This is a genomic window from Pacificibacter maritimus, from assembly GCF_003814915.1.
Taxonomy (GTDB): domain Bacteria; phylum Pseudomonadota; class Alphaproteobacteria; order Rhodobacterales; family Rhodobacteraceae; genus Celeribacter; species Celeribacter maritimus.
This window is the reverse complement of sequence record NZ_RKQK01000005.1, coordinates 109,778-126,833: the sequence shown is the minus strand read 5'-3', so window position 1 is coordinate 126,833 and position 17,056 is coordinate 109,778. Positions and strand designations below refer to the sequence as shown.

At 52.6% G+C, this 17,056-nt stretch carries 15 protein-coding genes and 1 riboswitch; of the genes, 8 read left to right on the top strand and 7 right to left on the bottom strand.

Features of this window, described 5'->3' with window-relative positions; genetic code table 11:
- The first annotated feature begins 120 nt into the window (after window positions 1-120).
- From EDD53_RS13580 to EDD53_RS13565, 4 genes are all read left to right on the top strand, one after another.
- Window positions 121-510 carry a DUF1636 family protein gene (locus EDD53_RS13580; RefSeq protein ID WP_123794101.1) on the top strand — a complete coding sequence of 130 codons (390 nt, stop codon included), beginning with the start codon at window positions 121-123 and terminating at the stop codon, window positions 508-510.
- Complete coding sequence (locus EDD53_RS13575; RefSeq protein ID WP_123794100.1) at window positions 507-1,502, top strand: threonine-phosphate decarboxylase; 996 nt, start codon at window positions 507-509, stop codon at window positions 1,500-1,502. The genes EDD53_RS13580 and EDD53_RS13575 overlap by 4 nt, the downstream gene beginning before the upstream one ends.
- Window positions 1,499-2,428 (top strand): adenosylcobinamide-phosphate synthase CbiB, encoded by a 930-nt coding sequence (cbiB, locus tag EDD53_RS13570; RefSeq protein ID WP_123794099.1) that lies wholly within the window; start codon window positions 1,499-1,501, stop codon window positions 2,426-2,428. The genes EDD53_RS13575 and cbiB overlap by 4 nt, the downstream gene beginning before the upstream one ends.
- Before the next feature lie 84 nt (window positions 2,429-2,512).
- Window positions 2,513-3,685, top strand: coding sequence for a lytic murein transglycosylase (locus tag EDD53_RS13565; RefSeq protein ID WP_123794098.1), 1,173 nt, complete (start codon window positions 2,513-2,515; stop codon window positions 3,683-3,685).
- Between the two features lie 71 nt (window positions 3,686-3,756).
- Here the strand turns inward: EDD53_RS13565 and smc are convergent, their stop codons facing one another.
- A complete protein-coding gene (gene smc, locus EDD53_RS13560) occupies window positions 3,757-7,212 on the bottom strand; it encodes a chromosome segregation protein SMC (protein WP_123794097.1) in 3,456 nt (1,151 codons plus the stop codon).
- 188 nt (window positions 7,213-7,400) lie between these two features.
- Window positions 7,401-7,622, top strand: a riboswitch (cobalamin riboswitch).
- A 38-nt stretch (window positions 7,623-7,660) separates the two neighbouring features.
- Here smc and EDD53_RS13555 point away from each other — a divergent pair.
- From EDD53_RS13555 to EDD53_RS13545, 3 genes are all read left to right on the top strand, one after another.
- Entirely contained in the window at window positions 7,661-8,341 is a 681-nt protein-coding gene (locus EDD53_RS13555) for an energy-coupling factor ABC transporter permease (protein WP_123794096.1), read from the top strand.
- A 69-nt stretch (window positions 8,342-8,410) separates the two neighbouring features.
- Window positions 8,411-9,484 carry a cobalamin biosynthesis protein CobW gene (gene cobW / locus EDD53_RS13550; protein ID WP_123794095.1) on the top strand — a complete coding sequence of 358 codons (1,074 nt, stop codon included), beginning with the start codon at window positions 8,411-8,413 and terminating at the stop codon, window positions 9,482-9,484.
- A 10-nt stretch (window positions 9,485-9,494) separates the two neighbouring features.
- Complete coding sequence (locus EDD53_RS13545) at window positions 9,495-9,953, top strand: GNAT family N-acetyltransferase (protein ID WP_123794094.1); 459 nt, start codon at window positions 9,495-9,497, stop codon at window positions 9,951-9,953.
- Here the strand turns inward: EDD53_RS13545 and EDD53_RS14885 are convergent, their stop codons facing one another.
- Window positions 9,954-10,118 carry a hypothetical protein gene (locus EDD53_RS14885; protein ID WP_170162775.1) on the bottom strand — a complete coding sequence of 55 codons (165 nt, stop codon included), beginning with the start codon at window positions 10,116-10,118 and terminating at the stop codon, window positions 9,954-9,956. It lies immediately after the preceding gene.
- Between the two features lie 78 nt (window positions 10,119-10,196).
- On the opposite strand from EDD53_RS14885, the gene cobN reads away from it, so the two are divergent.
- Window positions 10,197-13,871: a cobaltochelatase subunit CobN gene (gene cobN, locus EDD53_RS13540; protein ID WP_123794093.1), complete on the top strand. Its 3,675-nt coding sequence runs from the start codon at window positions 10,197-10,199 to the stop codon at window positions 13,869-13,871.
- Here the strand turns inward: cobN and EDD53_RS13535 are convergent.
- From EDD53_RS13535 to EDD53_RS13520, 5 genes are read right to left on the bottom strand one after another with little or no spacing between them, the layout of a single operon-like run.
- Window positions 13,868-14,197, bottom strand: coding sequence for a hypothetical protein (locus EDD53_RS13535; RefSeq protein ID WP_170162774.1), 330 nt, complete (start codon window positions 14,195-14,197; stop codon window positions 13,868-13,870). The two genes, cobN and EDD53_RS13535, sit on opposite strands and share 4 nt — an antisense overlap.
- 49 nt (window positions 14,198-14,246) lie before the next feature.
- Window positions 14,247-15,065: an MOSC domain-containing protein gene (locus EDD53_RS13530; RefSeq protein ID WP_123794091.1), complete on the bottom strand. Its 819-nt coding sequence runs from the start codon at window positions 15,063-15,065 to the stop codon at window positions 14,247-14,249.
- A gap of 15 nt (window positions 15,066-15,080) precedes the next feature.
- Window positions 15,081-15,242, bottom strand: coding sequence for a hypothetical protein (locus EDD53_RS14880; RefSeq protein ID WP_170162773.1), 162 nt, complete (start codon window positions 15,240-15,242; stop codon window positions 15,081-15,083).
- On the bottom strand, window positions 15,235-15,801 hold the full coding sequence (rsmD, locus tag EDD53_RS13525) for a 16S rRNA (guanine(966)-N(2))-methyltransferase RsmD (protein ID WP_123794090.1): 567 nt from the start codon (window positions 15,799-15,801) through the stop codon (window positions 15,235-15,237). Before rsmD ends, EDD53_RS14880 begins: the two co-directional genes overlap by 8 nt.
- Window positions 15,801-17,021, bottom strand: a complete 1,221-nt coding sequence (locus EDD53_RS13520; protein ID WP_123794089.1) for an NAD(P)/FAD-dependent oxidoreductase — start codon at window positions 17,019-17,021, stop codon at window positions 15,801-15,803. The genes rsmD and EDD53_RS13520 overlap by 1 nt, the downstream gene beginning before the upstream one ends.
- Window positions 17,022-17,056: the final 35 nt, after the last annotated feature.

The following is a 17,056-nucleotide window of genomic DNA, read 5'->3' as shown; positions in this document are numbered from 1 at the left end:
GCTATGGTTAAGAATAACGACTTCCTAACGGAAGAATCTGAGAATCGCTACCTATCCCAAAGGATAGTAAAAGATTGGATTTTAACTTGTCGCCGAACAAGCACAGATCAAAGGAATGACATGACAACTTGGATCACCACTTGCGAAGGCTGCAAGCGCAACGACTGGGCAGAACGGAGTGCAACAGTTACAGACGGTGCGACTTTAGCCTCCGCAATTGAAACTCAGGCTGCTCAGGCAGGGATTAAAACCCGCCGCGTGTCTTGCACTATGGGATGCGAACGCGCCTGCAATGTGATTATCCAAGGGCAGACTGACTTGGGCGAAACGAAAATCAGCTACTCTTTAGGCAGCTTCACAGGCACACCCGAAGACGCACAAGCCATCACAGAATTCGCTGCGCTTCATGCTGCATCGCCCACAGGGCAGGTGCCCTTTCGCACATGGCCGATTGGCGTCAAGGGTCACTTTGTCTCGCGCCACCTTCCCTTACCAACAATCGAGACATGAAAAACACACGCGATCACGGTGGCGGGTTAGATGCAGCGGTTGATCAGTTCGGCGGCACCAAAGATACTTGGGTGGATCTGTCCACGGGTATAAACCCTGTTCCTTATCCGATTGGCGACATTTCAACACAGGCATGGGCGGCGCTGCCTGACCAAGCGGCACAGCAGCGGTTGGCCGATGCTGCGCGCAACTTTTGGAATGTACCAGAGGATGCTGCGATCATCGCGGCACCTGGTGCCTCTAGTCTTATTGCCTGCATGCCCCAATTAACCGACCACATCGGTGCTTACATTCCTAAGCCAACCTATAATGAACACGCAGCCGCTTTTCGAGCCCATTCCAAATTACTGGGTGGCGATGACCGAGACGCACAGATCCATGTCTATGTGCATCCCAACAATCCTGACGGGCGCCTTTGGCCAGCCACCCAGATGGGCGGGCGCGCATTGACGGTGATCGATGAAAGTTTTTGTGATGTCGCCCCTGAGGCCAGCCACATCGAACTCAGCGCTGATCACGGTACAGTGGTGCTCAAATCATTTGGTAAATTTTGGGGCCTCGCTGGTTTGCGCCTAGGGTTTGCCATTGCGCGGCATAGCACTTTGCACCCAGAAATTACTCTGCGCAAAGGACTGCAAAAAGAACGGGTGCCCGATGTTAGCCTAACCGATATGCTCGGCCCATGGGCTGTTTCTGGACCTGCTTTGGAAATCGGTGCACGCGCACTGGAGGATACAGATTGGGCACAGATGACGCGCATAAGACTGTCCAAAGATGCCGCGCGGCTTGATCGCATTATGACCGCAAAGGGCGCCACCAGCATCGGAGGCACCACGTTGTTCCGCTTGTATGAGGTCGACAATGCAAGTGCATGGCAAACACGTCTGGCGAAAGGAAAAGTTTGGTCGCGCATCTTCCCATATTCCAAGTCTTGGCTACGCCTTGGCTTGCCCGCACCAGACCAATGGGACCAGCTTGAGGCCGCTTTATGACCGCAGCAATGGCATTGTTTTTTGCTCTTATTTTGGACGCCATATTTGGCGAGCCAAAATGGCTGTGGTCCCGCCTTCCCCACCCTGCAGTCTTGATGGGGCGCCTTATCAGTTGGACAGATCACTGTTTTAATAGAGGTCGCCTACGCAAGATAAAAGGCACGGCTATCTTAATCGCCTTGGTCATGCTTGCCGCAACCCTGGGCTACGTCATCGCACTTGTCCCCTATCTTGAAATCCTCGCCGCGGCGATCTTGCTTGCACATAAATCGCTTATTCAACATGTAAAAGCGGTCGCATTTGGTTTGGAAAAATCTCTAGAGGATGGACGCAAAGCTGTCGCCATGATCGTGGGGCGCGACACAAATGAAATGGACAAACACGCGGTGGCGCGTGCGGCTATTGAATCCGCCGCCGAAAATTTTTCTGACGGTGTCATCGCGCCCGCTTTTTGGTTTCTAATTGGGGGCCTGCCTGGATTGATGGTCTACAAAATGGTCAATACAGCAGACAGCATGATTGGGTATCTTACGCCAAAACATGCCGACTTTGGTTGGGCTTCAGCGCGCTTTGATGATTTTCTCAATCTCTTACCCGCCCGCATCACGATGCTCTTGCTCAGACCATTTAACGATTGGCACCCGTTTCGGACTTTTGCTGAAATTTCTAAAGACGCGCAGAAACATAGGTCACCCAATGCGGGCTGGCCCGAAGCCGCACTGTCAAGGTCTTTGGGCATCGCCCTGTCAGGCCCTCGCGCGTATCATGGTCAGATGCAAGACTTTCCTTGGGTGAATGACGGGGGGCGCAAAACGGCACAACCCTATGACATTCATGCGGCGTGCCAGCGGCTGTGGTTGGCATGGGCTGTCAGTCTTTGGACCTGTTTGATATTTGGACTTTGGGGTCTGTTTTTAGCAGCTTAATCTTGCATGTTTGCACCTGTCACGTTCCGCCGTTAGGGTGCGCACAAAGAGCGTTCACAACCGCAATATTTAACAGGTGATCTTATGCGTTTTCTTCCTTTCGTTATGGCACTGACATATGCAACTCCGGCTTTGGCCGACGTGCCTTGTGGTGGAACTTTTTCAAGCTTCATCAAAAACGCAAAAACAGAAGCCCTACGTTTGGGGCATGATCAATCCACAGTGAATGCGTTTTTTGCCACAGCGCAACAAAGCCCTGCGGTGATTAAAGCCGACAGATCGCAAGGTGTTTTTAAAAAAGATTTCATCGATTTTTCTCGTGCTGTCATCAGCCAAAACCGCATCGATAACGGGCGTATTTATGGCGGAAAATATAAATCTATATTTGATAAAATCGAACGCGACTACGGCGTCTCGCGTGGCGTTTTGCTGGCGTTTTGGGCGCTTGAAACAGATTATGGTCAGGTGCAAGGCAACTTCAACACATTGAACGCGCTGCTTACCTTGGGGCATGACTGCCGCCGCCCCGAGCTGTTTCAACCACAAATTTTCGCAGCTCTCGATCTGTATGAACGCGGAGATTTTGATCCTCAGCGCACTGTCGGGGCATGGGCAGGCGAAATCGGCATGGTACAAATGTTACCTGAAGACATTTTGACCAACGGTGTAGACGGCGATGGCGATGGTCACGTGAACCTGAAAACTTCAGCGCCAGACGCCCTGATGTCTGGTGGAAAAATGCTGAATCACCTTGGTTGGCGCAAGGGTGAACCTTGGCTGCAAGAGGTTCAAGTCCCTGACAATCTGGACTGGTCCAAGACGGGTCTGGACACTAAGATCTCTGTTTCGGACTGGGCAAAGATGGGCGTAAAACCGCGATCAGGCAGTCTTGGAAATGGGGCTTTGCCAGCGTCGATTTTATTGCCAATGGGGCGCAAAGGCCCTGCCTTTATCGCCTATCCAAATTTTGACGTGTACTTCGAATGGAACAAAAGTTTCGTCTACGTGACAACGGCAGCGTATTTCGCGACACGTCTTGAAGGGGCTTCACCTTACAATGCTGGCAACCCAGAGGCTGGCTTGAATGATGCGCAGATGAAAAGCTTGCAAACCAAGCTTGGGAAACGCGGTCATGATGTTGGAAAAGTGGACGGCATTTTGGGGGCAAAAACTCGCGCGGCGGTACAAGCTGAACAGCAGCGCTTAGGGTTGCCAGCGGATGCTTGGCCAACACCAACTTTGCTGAACAAACTATAAAGCGTTGCATTGAATTACAAAAAGGCGTCACTGATACCCAGTGGCGCTTTTTTCATGCCGCGACAAGTGAGTTATGCGACAAGCTGTTCGGCTTTTTTCAGATCGACAGACACCAGCTGCGAGACGCCTTGTTCTTGCATTGTCACGCCGAACAAACGATCCATACGCGCCATCGTGACAGCGTGGTGTGTGATAATCAAAAACCGCGTGTCAGTCTGACGTGTCATCTCATCCAACATGTCACAAAAACGCGTCACATTGGCGTCATCCAACGGGGCGTCAACCTCATCTAACACACAAATCGGCGCAGGGTTGGCCAAGAAAACGGCAAAGATCAAAGCCATCGCGGTTAAGGTTTGTTCACCACCTGACAGCAGCGAGAGTGTGGACAGTTTTTTACCCGGAGGCTGACACATAATTTCAAGACCAGCGTCTAAAGGGTCATCACTTTCGACCAACATCAACTTAGCTTCGCCGCCACCAAAAAGATGCCGGAACAGACTTGCAAAGCTGGTGTTTACCTCTTCAAACGCTGCAAGCAAACGTTCGCGACCTTCTTTGTTAAGCGACGCAATGCCGCTGCGAAGGGTTTTGATGGCCTCTTCTAAATCTTGCTTTTCCGCTTGAAGACTATCGTGTTCTTCGCGCACCTCTTTGCTGTCTTCTTCGGCCCTCAGGTTTACAGCACCAAGACTGTCCCGCAGGCGTTTCAGGCGATTTACGTCCACCTCAATTGTCTCGCCCGTTGGAATGCTATCGGGATCAATATCCAGTTCCTCAAGCAGCTTTTCTGGCGTGGTGTCCAATTCTTCGCGGATACGTTCAACAGCGGCCAATGTTGTTTCACGCGCAGCATCACGACGGGCTTCGCTTGCTGCACGCGCTTCACGCGCCTCAGAAGCCAAGCGTTCACTATCGCGTTCGGCTGTCACAGCCATGCGCAAGGCTTCTTCCGCCAAAGCCAGTTCATCTGCAGACTTAGCACGGCGAGCTTCGGCTTCGTCCATTTCATCCATTAATTGCGCACGTTGATCCGCGATTTCATCGGGTTTGCCAATCGCGTCTTGCAGGTCGATTTCCGATGCTTTTTTGCGTGCCTCCAATTCGGACACGCGTTTCTCTGCTGTTTCCAAACGATGTCGCCAGCCTGATAGTTCTTTAGTCACTTCTTGCGCGCGGCGTGTGCGTGCCTCGCCTTCGCGGCGGATTTCATCATGCGATGATCGTTTGGTCATCATGGTGATGCGCGCGGCTTCGACTGCCATTTTAACACTTTCAATCGCGTCCCGCGCTGCTTGCAAGTCAGGCAAGTCCCGAATTGCATTTTCGGCATCCCGCAGACGTGCCTCAGCTGCAATCGCTTCTTCATTATGGCGCGCGACAGCTAAGCCTAAGTTTTCCACCTTACCTTCAGCCAAAGTCTGATCATTTTCGGCGCGCGACAAAGCCCGTGCGGCATCTGACAAGGCGCGGTCAGCATTGCGCCGCGCTTCGCGCGCGATCCGATCAGCTTCGGACAAGCGTTGTAATTCAGCTTTTAGATGTTCATGCGCTTGTGAGGCCCCATCCGCTTTTGCTTCGCCTGCTGCGGTTTCTTGTTTCAATTCTTCAAGTCGGTTAAGTTGTTGCAAGCGCAAAGCCGCAGTCGAAGGCGCATCTTCTGCCCCCGCGCGAAAACCATCCCACCGCCACAGGTCGCCCTCAACCGACACCAACCTTTGGCCTGGCTCCAAATCGGCTTGCAGGCGCGCTCCATCTTCAGCTTTCACCAAGCCGATTTGCCCAATACGGCGCGCAAGCACAGCAGGCACTGTCACATAGTCTGCCAAGGGTTCAGCGCCCATCGGCAAGTCTTGTTCATCGGGGTAATCGGGCAAAGTGACCCAGCCAGAAGCTTGGTAAGCCTCAATCGCAGGCTGGCGCAAATCATCCGCCAAGGCTGCGCCTAGTGCTTTTTCAAATCCTGATTTAACGCGGATCAAATCAAGCACCTGAGCACCACCGACCTGATCGCGATCAAGCATCTTTGACAAGGCTGCCAATTCCGCTTTCAATGCGCCAAGCTCGCCTTCGGCTTCTGAACGCCCCGCACGCGCAGCGGCTTCGCGGGTTTGTGCGTCAGCGCGCGCTTGATCTGTTTCGATCAATTTGGCGTCGGCCTCTTCGGCCAAATATATCGCTTCCTCTTGGGCTATGCTTGCGGCGCTGAGCGCCTCAGCCGATCCGTCTAGAACCGCCTGTGCATCTTGTACCGAGGCGCGCGCTCGGTCGGCTTCAGATCGGGCGCGATCAAGAGTTTTCCGATTGTCATCCACAAGGCGCGCTGCGGATTGATGCCTCGCCGCCAACCGCGCCACATCTTCTGTCATCTCAGAGAGTTGCGCTTCGCGGTCCTGCAAAACTTCATTCGCTTCGGCCGCACTGAGTGCGGCTTCGTCCAACTTCGGCTCGTGGCCTTCTGCGGCTTTAGCGAGTTCGCGTTTTTCCCAGTCAAGACGCTCGATTGTTTCACCTGCATCACGGTTCAACTGCTCTTCTCGGGCCATGTCTGCGACAAGCTGATCGATGCGGCGAGTGAGTGTATCAATAGACTCGCGTGCACGCTTTTCATCTTCGGACAACTGATCACGCGCTACGGTCAAACGCTGAAGCACCGCTGCTGCGATGGCTTCTTCTTCGCGCAATGATGGTAGTATTTCTTCTTTTTCTGCACGCTGTACGGCGGCAGCACGGGTGAGTTTTTCGGCCTCGGATGCTTGTTTCAAACGGCTGCGCAAAACCTCTTCTGCTTGGGCGCGCGCTGTATCAGCATCCCGCCACCTGCGATAAAACAAAGTCCCTTCGGCTTGGCGCAACTCTATGCCAATTTCACGGTAGCGTGCCGCCTGTCGCGCTTGACGCGCAAGCGATGCAATTTGGGCGGCAAGCTGCTCCAAAACATCGTCGACACGGGCTAGATTTGTTTCTGCGCCTTTCAGTTTCAATTCAGCTTCATGGCGACGCTGGTACAGGCCTGAAATACCAGCCGCCTCTTCCAAAATACGACGGCGCGCTTTTGGTTTGGCGTTGATCAGTTCTGAAATCTGCCCTTGGCGCACAAGCGCTGGCGAATGCGCCCCTGTTGAAGCATCAGCAAACAGCATGGACACATCGCGTGCGCGCACATCTTTAGAGTTCACCTTATAGGCAGAGCCTGCGTCACGTGTGATCCTGCGGGTGATTTCGACTGTATCAGCTTCATTGAACCCTGCAGGCGCAAGGCGTTCTGAATTATCGATTGTCAAAGCGACTTCGGCAAAATTGCGCGCTGGACGAGAAGAGGCACCAGCGAAAATCACATCTTCCATGCCGCCGCCACGCATCGCTTTGGGGCGGTTTTCCCCCATCACCCAACGTAACGCTTCAAGCAAGTTGGATTTTCCACATCCGTTCGGTCCAACCACGCCTGTCAGCCCCTCAGCGATCACGAGATCGGTAGGGTCGACAAAACTTTTGAAGCCATTGAGACGCAGACGATTGAAACGCAAAGCAAACCCATGAATGATTCTTGACTGACTTAAAACTGTTCAATCTGAATGAGGAGCGAGTCAACAGGTTAGCATCGAAATATGGGGCCATGGGTGGAGTTATCCACAAAATATTGCGAGTTCATGCTCTGTACAGCGGCAATAACGTGGCAAAGGGGGTTTCAGCTTGACCGATAGAGGGGTTTCACGCCAAATGGTCGGGCTATGGTTCCCCATATGTTACGCCAAGCGTAGTGGGGAGAAATGGGAATGTGGTTAGAGTGACCCAAGTCGGGGCTCAAATCCACAGCCGCCCCCGCGACTGTATGCGACGAGTGCACACCAAAAGCCACTGAACCAATCGGTTTGGGAAGGCGGTGAAAGCACAATGACCCGCAAGCCAGGAGACCAGCCGTAGCTGAATATCAACCAGCCGTCGGGGATGACGGCATAGGCTAAGGACTAAAATATGCATATCGAGCCAGGCCTCGTCACAGGTGCGAAGATCGTGCTTTCGGTTATCACAGCAGGGGGTGCCGCAGCTTTCACCGCCAAGCACGCATGGGAAACCATTCGCACATCGGGTGTTCCAGCTTTTGCTGTTCGCACAGCTTTGGCGACCATCGCCGTTTTTATCTTTTTCCAAGTTTTGCCCCATCATGCGGTCGGCGTTTCTGAGGTACATTTCATTTTCGGCTCGACACTGCTGTTGATCCTTGGCGCGGCCCCCGCTGCCATTGGTCTGGCTTTGGGTCTTTTGGTGCAAGGTCTCATGTTCGCGCAGATCGATTTGCCGCAATACGGCATGAATGTCACCACATTGCTGGTGCCACTTTTCGCTATGAAAATGGTTGCAGATCGTATCATCGCCCCAAACACAGCCTATGCTGATGTGAGCTACAAACAAGCGCTGGCCCTATCCACGACTTACCAAGCAGGCGTTGTCGCTTGGGTTGGATTCTGGGTCACTTATGGTCAGGGATTTGGCGGGGAAGTATTGGCCTCTGTAGGAACATTCGGTGCCGCTTATTTGATCGTTATCGCAGCGGAACCTCTTCTGGATCTGGCCGTGCTCGCAGGCGCGAAAGCGCTGAAAAAGCCTTTACAAGATACAGGTATCGCGACGCCACGTTTGTTCGACGCAGCTTAATTTTCAAAAACTATCATGATGACGTCGGGGCTGAAACAGTCTCGGCGTTTGTCTATGAAGGAGGCGCTTATGCCCGTAAAAATTCCAGCCACTGTTGTCACTGGCTTTCTTGGCGCTGGGAAGACCACGCTAATCCGTCACATGCTCGCCAACGCGAATGGCAAACGCATCGCGTTGATCATCAATGAATTCGGAGATCTGGGTGTGGACGGCGATATCTTAAAAGGCTGCGGTGATGAAACCTGCACCGAAGACGATATCATGGAGCTGTCTAACGGTTGTATTTGCTGTACCGTTGCAGATGATTTCATTCCTACAATGGAAAAACTATTGGACCGTGAAAATGCCCCCGATCACATCGTGATCGAGACCTCTGGCTTGGCTTTACCACAACCATTGATCCGTGCGTTTAACTGGCCTGAAATTTCCACCCGTGTCACGGTCGATGGTGTTGTAACTGTCGTCGATGGCAAGGCTGTAAATGACGGCGTATTCGCCCATAATGTCGCGGCGGTTGATGCACAGCGCAAGTTGGACGACAACCTAGACCACGAAACGCCATTGTCTGAATTGTTCGAAGATCAGATCGCCTGCGCCGATATGATCGTAGTAAACAAGGCTGACCTTTTGGGCGATGCTGAAACGGATGCTTTGGTCACTAAGCTCGCATCAAAGGCGCGCAGCGGCGTTCAGGTTGTCCGCGCCTCTCATGGCGCTTTGCCTGTTGATGTTTTGCTGGGTCAAGGCGTTGGCGCGGAAGATGATTTGGCCAACCGCCACGAAGTTCATCACCACCACCATCATGATAGTGACCACGACGATCACCACGGCGAAGACGATCATCACCATGATCACGACCATGACGCCTTTGAAAGCTTTATCGTTGAACGCGATGAGATCGCCGACGCCAAAACTTATGCCGCGCAGATATCTGATGTGATCAAAGCCCACGGTATTCTACGCCTCAAGGGCTTTGTTGCAGTCACTGGCAAGCCAATGCGCTTGACCGTTCAGGCCGTTGGTCCGCGTGTTGATCACTATTTTGACCAGCCTTTCGGCGACGCCCCCCGTGCCTCACGCCTTGTCGTGATTGGTCATGCTGGTCTGGATCGCAAGGCAATCGAAACAGCGTTGTCAACGTAAAGGAGTGACCATGATCATCGTTGAACAAAGCGACCCAAAAGAACCACACAGCTCAGCGCTGTTGGCTGACGCGCAAGCCTATCAGGCAGAGCGCTACGCCCCAGAGCATTGCCACGCATTGTCTATCGACGAACTTGCGGCACCCAATGTCAGAGTTTTTACTGCCCGTGAAGGCGATACTGTCTTTGGCGTTGGAGCAGTTAAAATCCACGTGGCCGGGAGCTTTGGCGAACTAAAATCAATGTACACTGCACCCGAGGGTCGCGGGAAAGGCATCGCAGCCGCAATCATGCGAGCTATTGAAGACATCGCAAAAGCCGAAGGTCTAACAGCTTTGAAACTGGAAACAGGCGACGAGCTTGCTGCGGCAGTACGATTATACGAACGCTTTGGCTTTGAACGCTGCGGCCCATTTGCCGATTATGAAGACAATGGGATCAGCGTCTTTATGGGCAAAACGCTCGCATAATCACTTGGCTTTCTTTGCTTCGGCAGCTGCCTTCATTCGCGCAAGCAGTTCGGCCTTGGTCTCTTTGACGCTAAAGGGGTTTTTAGCCGTACCTTTGGCGTTATGTTCATTGTGCTTGGGGGCATTGCCACCCCGTTTTGGCGCGCCAGATTTACCGTAATCCATGAAAATACCTCTTTGGTTTGCCTGCTGATGCCGCAAAGCGCATCGTGAAACAAGAGAATACGACAAAGGACAAACGCGATGCACCTTCTTGCGGCTACGGCTGGCGCTGTCGATGATGGCACCGAAGCCGTCGATCTTAACCAAACCCCTGCGGATATTGTTGTGATTTCGGCAGCCGATACAGAATTGGCGCTTTTGTCAGAAGCACATCGTGCCACGGACAACACTCATAGTTTGCGCTTGGCTTCCATGATGCATTTGCGCCATCCCATGTCTGTTGATTTGCATTTGGACGACTGTGCAACGAAGTCGGGCTTGGTAATTGCGCGGGTCTTGGGCGGCTCAGGCTATTGGAAATACGGCGTTGAACAATATGCCGCACGCCTGCATGACGCAGGTGTACCTTTGGTTCTATTGCCAGGGGACGACAAACCCGATGCTGAGCTTGCTGAACTGTCCACAGTATCCCCCGAAGATTATCATGCGCTTTGGTCTTATCTGACAGAAGGCGGTGCGCAAAATGCACGCAATTTTTTGCGCTATGCCGCAGCCTTGCTTGAGGGACAGCCGCGTCCAGAGCCCGCGAAACCTTTACTGCGGTCCGGAATTTATTGGCCCAAAGGCGACATTGTGGACTTAGAAGATCTTCGATCACAGTGGTCGAAAGATGCCGCCGTCGTGCCTATCATTTTCTACCGTGCATTGGTTCAGGGCGCAGGGCTTGCCCCGATTGATGGGCTGGTCAAAAGCTTGCTTGAGCGTGGGTTAAACCCGCTTCCTATCTTTGTGGCCTCGTTAAAAGACCCTATTTCTGTTGCAACATTGGAAAACCTGCTGCGCGCAGCGCCGCCCAGCGCAATCTTAAACTGCACGTCATTTGCGGTTGGAACACCAGACGGCGGAGGAACGACAAACCCATTAGCAGCCGACTTTGCCAATGCTGCACCTGTATTTCAGGTGGTGTTGTCATCGTCATCTCACGAAAGCTGGTCAGAAGGCACGACAGGCCTTTCGGCACGCGATATTGCGATGAATGTCGCCCTGCCCGAGGTCGACGGCCGCGTGTTGACCCGCGCAGTCTCATTCAAAGGCGAGGCCTATTTTGATAAAGCAACTGAATGCCCGATCGCGACCTATATCGCGCATGAGAACCGCATTGATTTTGTTTCAGATCTGACAGCCAATTGGTGTGCCTTGCGAAATGCCGCAACCAAAGATCGCAAAGTCGCGCTGATACTTGCCAACTATCCCAATAAAGATGGGCGGCTTGCCAATGGCGTGGGCTTGGATACCCCTGCAGCCACAATAGGTACTTTGAATGCGCTCAAAGCTGAGGGCTATGCGGTGGACAATGTGCCACATGATAGCGACGCATTGATGAAAGATATTCTTGCGGGCCCTACAAACTGGCTGACCGATCGGGCTCAACGCACGGGCGGGGTGCGTTTGAGTTTGGCCGCGTATAAGCAAAGCTACAACAAACTGCCCCAAGCAGTGCGCAACCAGATAGAAGACCGTTGGGGCGCCCCAGAAGTCGACCCTTTTGTTGCTGAAGATACCTTTGCTCTATCCGTTTTGACCTACGGAAATATCGTCGTGGGTATTCAGCCCGCGCGCGGGTATAATATCGACCCGACAGAAACCTATCATGCACCCGATTTGGTGCCGCCACACAACTATCTTGCGTTTTACTTTTTCCTTCGCGATTCCTTTTGTGCTGATGCTTTGGTGCATATGGGAAAGCACGGAAATCTTGAATGGCTACCCGGCAAAGCGATATCCTTGTCACAAGACTGTATGCCCGAAGCCGTGATGGGCGCTATGCCACATCTCTATCCGTTCATTGTGAATGATCCCGGTGAAGGCACTCAAGCAAAACGCCGCACTCAGGCTGTGATCATCGACCACTTAACCCCACCTTTGACGCGCGCAGAAACATACGGGCCGCTGCGTGATTTAGAAGCCTTGGTAGACGAGTATTTTGAAGCCGCTGGCGTTGATCCACGCCGTATCGCGGCCCTACGCAAAGAAATATTATCCATGTCGTCAGTCACAGGTTTGGACCGCGACGTCGGTATGACAGGGGACGAAGACGACGATCTAGCAAAGCTCGATGCCTATCTATGTGAATTGAAAGAGGCCCAGATTCGCGATGGTTTGCATATCTTTGGTCAAGCGCCTGAGGGTCGTTTGGCGCGTGATCTTGCACTGGCATTGGTGCGCGTGCCTCGCGGTGATGGCTTAGGCCATGACGCATCAATCATTCGCGCTTTATCTGATGATTTTGGCTTCGACTTCGACCCGCTTTCTTGCGACATGTCAGCCCCTTGGACAGGCTCTAAACCTGCCAGTTTGACTGCTTTAGATACTGATGTGTGGCGCACAGCGGGAGATACTGTCGAGCGGCTTGAACTTTTCGCAGCCCAAGTATTAGATCAAAACTTGGAAGCAGCAGGCCCCGCTTCGCAAGCAGTTATAGATCACTTACGTCAAACGGTGTTGCCTACGGTGACCGCCTGTGGCCCTGCCGAATTAGAGGGGCTTTTAAACGGGCTTTCGGGTCGATTTGTGCCCGCAGGTCCAAGTGGCGCGCCGACACGTGGACGTTTGGATGTTTTACCGACGGGGCGGAATTTCTTTTCGGTTGATGCCCGTGCTGTGCCGACACAAACGGCGTGGAAATTGGGGTGGAAATCCGCCAACATGCTGATCGAACGTTACTTGCAAGACAACGGAGATTGGCCACGCGCAATGCTGGTCAGCGCTTGGGGCACAGCCAACATGCGCACAGGCGGTGATGACATTGCACAAGCCCTAGCTTTAATGGGGGTCAAGCCCAAATGGGATCAGATGTCGCGCCGTGTCACGGGTTTTGAAATCCTGCCAGCTGGCGTTTTAGCCCGCCCACGTGTAGATGTAACCCTGCGCGTCTCTGGTTTTTTCCGTGACGCATTTCCGCAGTTGATCGCATTGGTCGATAGCGCCGCCCGCGCGATCCAAGAATTAGATGAACCAGCGGATCAAAACCCTGCAGCGGCACGCGCGCGCGCAGGCGAAAGTACGGCACGTGTTTTCGGCTCTAAGCCTGGAGCTTACGGCGCGGGTCTTCAGGCGATGATTGACGAAGGCATTTGGACAGCCCGCAAAGACTTGGCTGACGCCTATTTGGAATGGGGTGGCTATGCCTATGGCGCTGGGCGTGAAGGCATAAAAGATCGCACAGGGTTCGAAGCACGTTTATCGCAGGTCGAAGCGGTCGTGCACAATCAAGATAACCGCGAACATGACTTACTGGACAGTGATGATTATTATCAATTCGAAGGGGGCGCTGCCTCTGCTATCGCCTCACTTCAGGGTCAAGATCGCCCGATATACCACAACGATCATTCCCGTCCCGAACGTCCAGTCATTCGTACATTAGAAGAAGAAATTGGTCGCGTTGTTCGCTCACGTGTTGTGAATCCAAAATGGATCGCTGGAGTGAAACGTCATGGATATAAAGGGGCTTTTGAAATTGCGGCGACCGTGGATTATTTATTCGCTTTTTCAGCCACCACGCATGCCGTGAAAGATCACCATTTTGATATGGTTCATGCCGCATTTATCGAAGATGACGACACGCGAAATTTCATCAATGACCATAACGCACCAGCTTTAAAAGAAATTGCCCAGCGCTTGGTTGAAGCCATGGATCGCGACCTGTGGCGACCAAGGTCAAATTCCGCGCGCGCAGCACTGGAGGCGTTGCTTTAAGCCGTGGTGCATTGCACGATGGCTTTGACTATGGCTTGATCTCCAACAAGCGAACCTTTTTTCACGTCGCAGCCCGTGGTCCGCACGATTGCTTCATGGGCCTGCTGTAAAATAAGCAAACGCGATGGGGGTGGAAAAACAGCGTTTACTCGGTGGGCTTCGACCCGATTTCCGTTGATCTCGCTATAGACTTTATAGGTGTTCCCACTCAATTCGATGGTTTTGGCATCCCCGCGCGTATAGCCAAGTGCAGGACTATCCATCGCACAGGCACTAATTACCGTGAGAACGAAAAGTACACAAAATATGCGATGGATCTGTCCCATGAAACCATCTTGGGTCAGTATGCTTAATCAATGGTTAACAAAACCATCCTTAGATCAAATTTGAAGCGCCGCGTTCTAGGACTTCAACTTCATCGCCCAACTTTGCGGTGCCTTCGACTTCGACGACCGCATTTTGGCCAAAAATAATTTTTCCGTTCGAGGCCCTATGCAACCGACGCAAGGTCATCAAGGGTTCTCGTTGATCTGTTTGTTCGCCCGTCACCGGATCTTGGGTCACCATCACGCAGCGCTCGCATGGCTTTGCGACACGCAAGATGGTCGTGCCAACACGGATCAATCGCCATTCATCTTCTGCCCATGGCTCAAACGCCCCATCAATGACGATATTTGGTCGAAACCGGCGCATTTCAATCGGCTGTTGCAATTCCGCATTCAAGGCCAACAGAGAGGGCATTGATGTGATGAGGACAGGGAAACCATCCGCAAACCCTGTGGCATGCGGGCGATCGGTGTAAGCAGAAGAAACAGAGCGCGTGACTTCGTCAGGCATGTAAACCAGACGCACCTCGCGTTCCAAAGAAGAGGATAGGAAATGCGAGGCATAATTCCCTGCGTCTTGCACACCTTCGATCTTTGTTGAAAACACATAGGCCGTTGTCGGTGCACCGCTGGGCCAAGGCACATCTATGCGCTCACCATCAAAAGACAGGCTAATGCCAAAGTCGGTACACACGGCGTGTAGGTTCGCAAGCCGCGATAACTCTCGGCGTGTTGCAGCGATACCAGACCCGTATACCACGGCCCATTTGCGATCTTGATCAATGCCTAAAGGGCCGAAAGTTGCCATAGCCAAATCGTAACCCGCAACGCTTTTGACAGGGTATTTCGTGAGCCGTGTAATTCTCATATGTCACTCAAGATACTATTCAACTGCAATTGGCACTTTATAAGTGATTCGTAGCAACAAAGGCAGTTGTCCCAAAGGACAGGTTGTGGACACAGGTTGCGCATCAACCTGTGCGCGTGGCGTGATCCGCGGATCAGTGGCACGCCCGTAGCACCCAAGACTATAAGCGTCACGCAAGCTTAGGTTCCAAAAAGTTGATTTTGGTATCACCGTATTTGCGCGTATCCAAAAGTGTAAGAGCATCAGGCACGATGATAGGAGCTGACTCTTCCCAAACAATCAATGCGCGTGACGTCAGCCAATTGCCCCGCAAAGCGGCATCTATTGCTTTTTCCCCCAAGCCTTTGGCATAGGGAGGGTCAAGGAAAATCAAATCATAAGGCGCGTCTGAATTGGCGGGCAAGCGCGTCGCATCGGCTCGAATCAACTTGCACCGCGCTGTTGCGTCGCAGATCGCGATATTTTGTTCGATCAAGCTTTGCGCTTTGCGCCCATCATCCACAAAGGTCACACATTCGCCGTCACGTGACAGTGCTTCTAAGCCAAGAGCGCCTGTGCCTGCGAACAAATCTAAGGTGCGCGCATCTGTGAGCGCATCCCCGAATTTTCCACCGGCAAGCACGTTGAACAGGCTTTCGCGCACACGATCTGTGGTCGGGCGCAAATGAGCGCCCGTATCCCCTTTGCCAACAGCGGTCAGTGCAAGACCGCGGAATTGCCCTGCAATAATCCGCATTAAGCTTTCAACAATGCTTTCAGCTCGAACGATGGATCAGCAACAGATTGAGGGTCGGCAGTTTTTCCGCTTTCTATCAGGCGTTTGGCCACCATATAGCCACGTGTGTCTCCCATAGCGTCAATCGCAATCAGTTGGCCATCTTTGAAGTACCAATGCGACCGAGTTCCCTCGCCCTCACGGATCACCACTTGGTCATGACCTGTGGACAGACCCGCAATTTGTAGTTTCACGTCAAACTGATCAGACCAGAACCACGGCTTTGGCGTGTATTCAACATTTTGACCCAACATATTTTTCGCCACGATGACGCCTTGATCGATGGCATTGCCAACACTTTCAAGACGCACTTGTTGACCGCCGCTTGGGTAGGATGCGCAATCCCCTGCGGCATAGATAGATGGATCAGATGTACGGGCAAACAGATCGGTTTTGATACCGTTGTCGATTTCAAGCCCTGCGTTTTCTGCCAGTTCCGTACCTGGAATAATGCCGACACCCACGATGACAAAGTCAACGTCTAGAGTGCTTCCATCAGACAGTTCTGCACCCGTTACGGCATCTTCGCCTATGAGGCGGTTCAATCCCGTACCTTCACAGATCTTAACCCCATGACTTTCGTGCAAATTGCGGAAATAATCTGACGTTTCTTTTGAAGCAACACGTTGCAAAATGCGCTCGGACATTTCTACCAAAGTGACGTTCAGCCCTTTCTTGGCGGCGACGGCTGCGGCTTCAAGTCCGATGTAACCGCCCCCGACGATCAACACCGATTTTCCCGCAACAAATTCTGGAGCCACAGCATCAGCATCAGCCAAGCTGCGCATAGTGTAGACGCCTTTTAGGTCTCCTCCAATCGCAGCAGGCAAACGCCGCGGCGCAGACCCCGTGGCAAGCGCCAAAGCATCGTAACTTAATGTTTCAAGATCACCGTCTGCCTTGGAAAGTGTCACTGTTTTTGTCTCTGGATCAATTGCAGTGACTGTTACAGAGGTGCGTAGATCAATATTATCATCCGCGTAATAACTGGCTGGGCGCAGATACAAACGATCCAACTCCATTTCACCAAGCAAATATGCTTTTGACAATGGTGGGCGCTGGTAAGGGACAGCAGCCTCATCGCCAATCAGAGTAATCTGTCCGTCAAACCCTTGACCTCGCAAATTGGTTACGATTGATTGTCCCGCCTGCCCTGCGCCAACAACGATAAAATGGGCCATGTCAGTTCTCACCTAGTTTAATGTTGAAAGAAGCT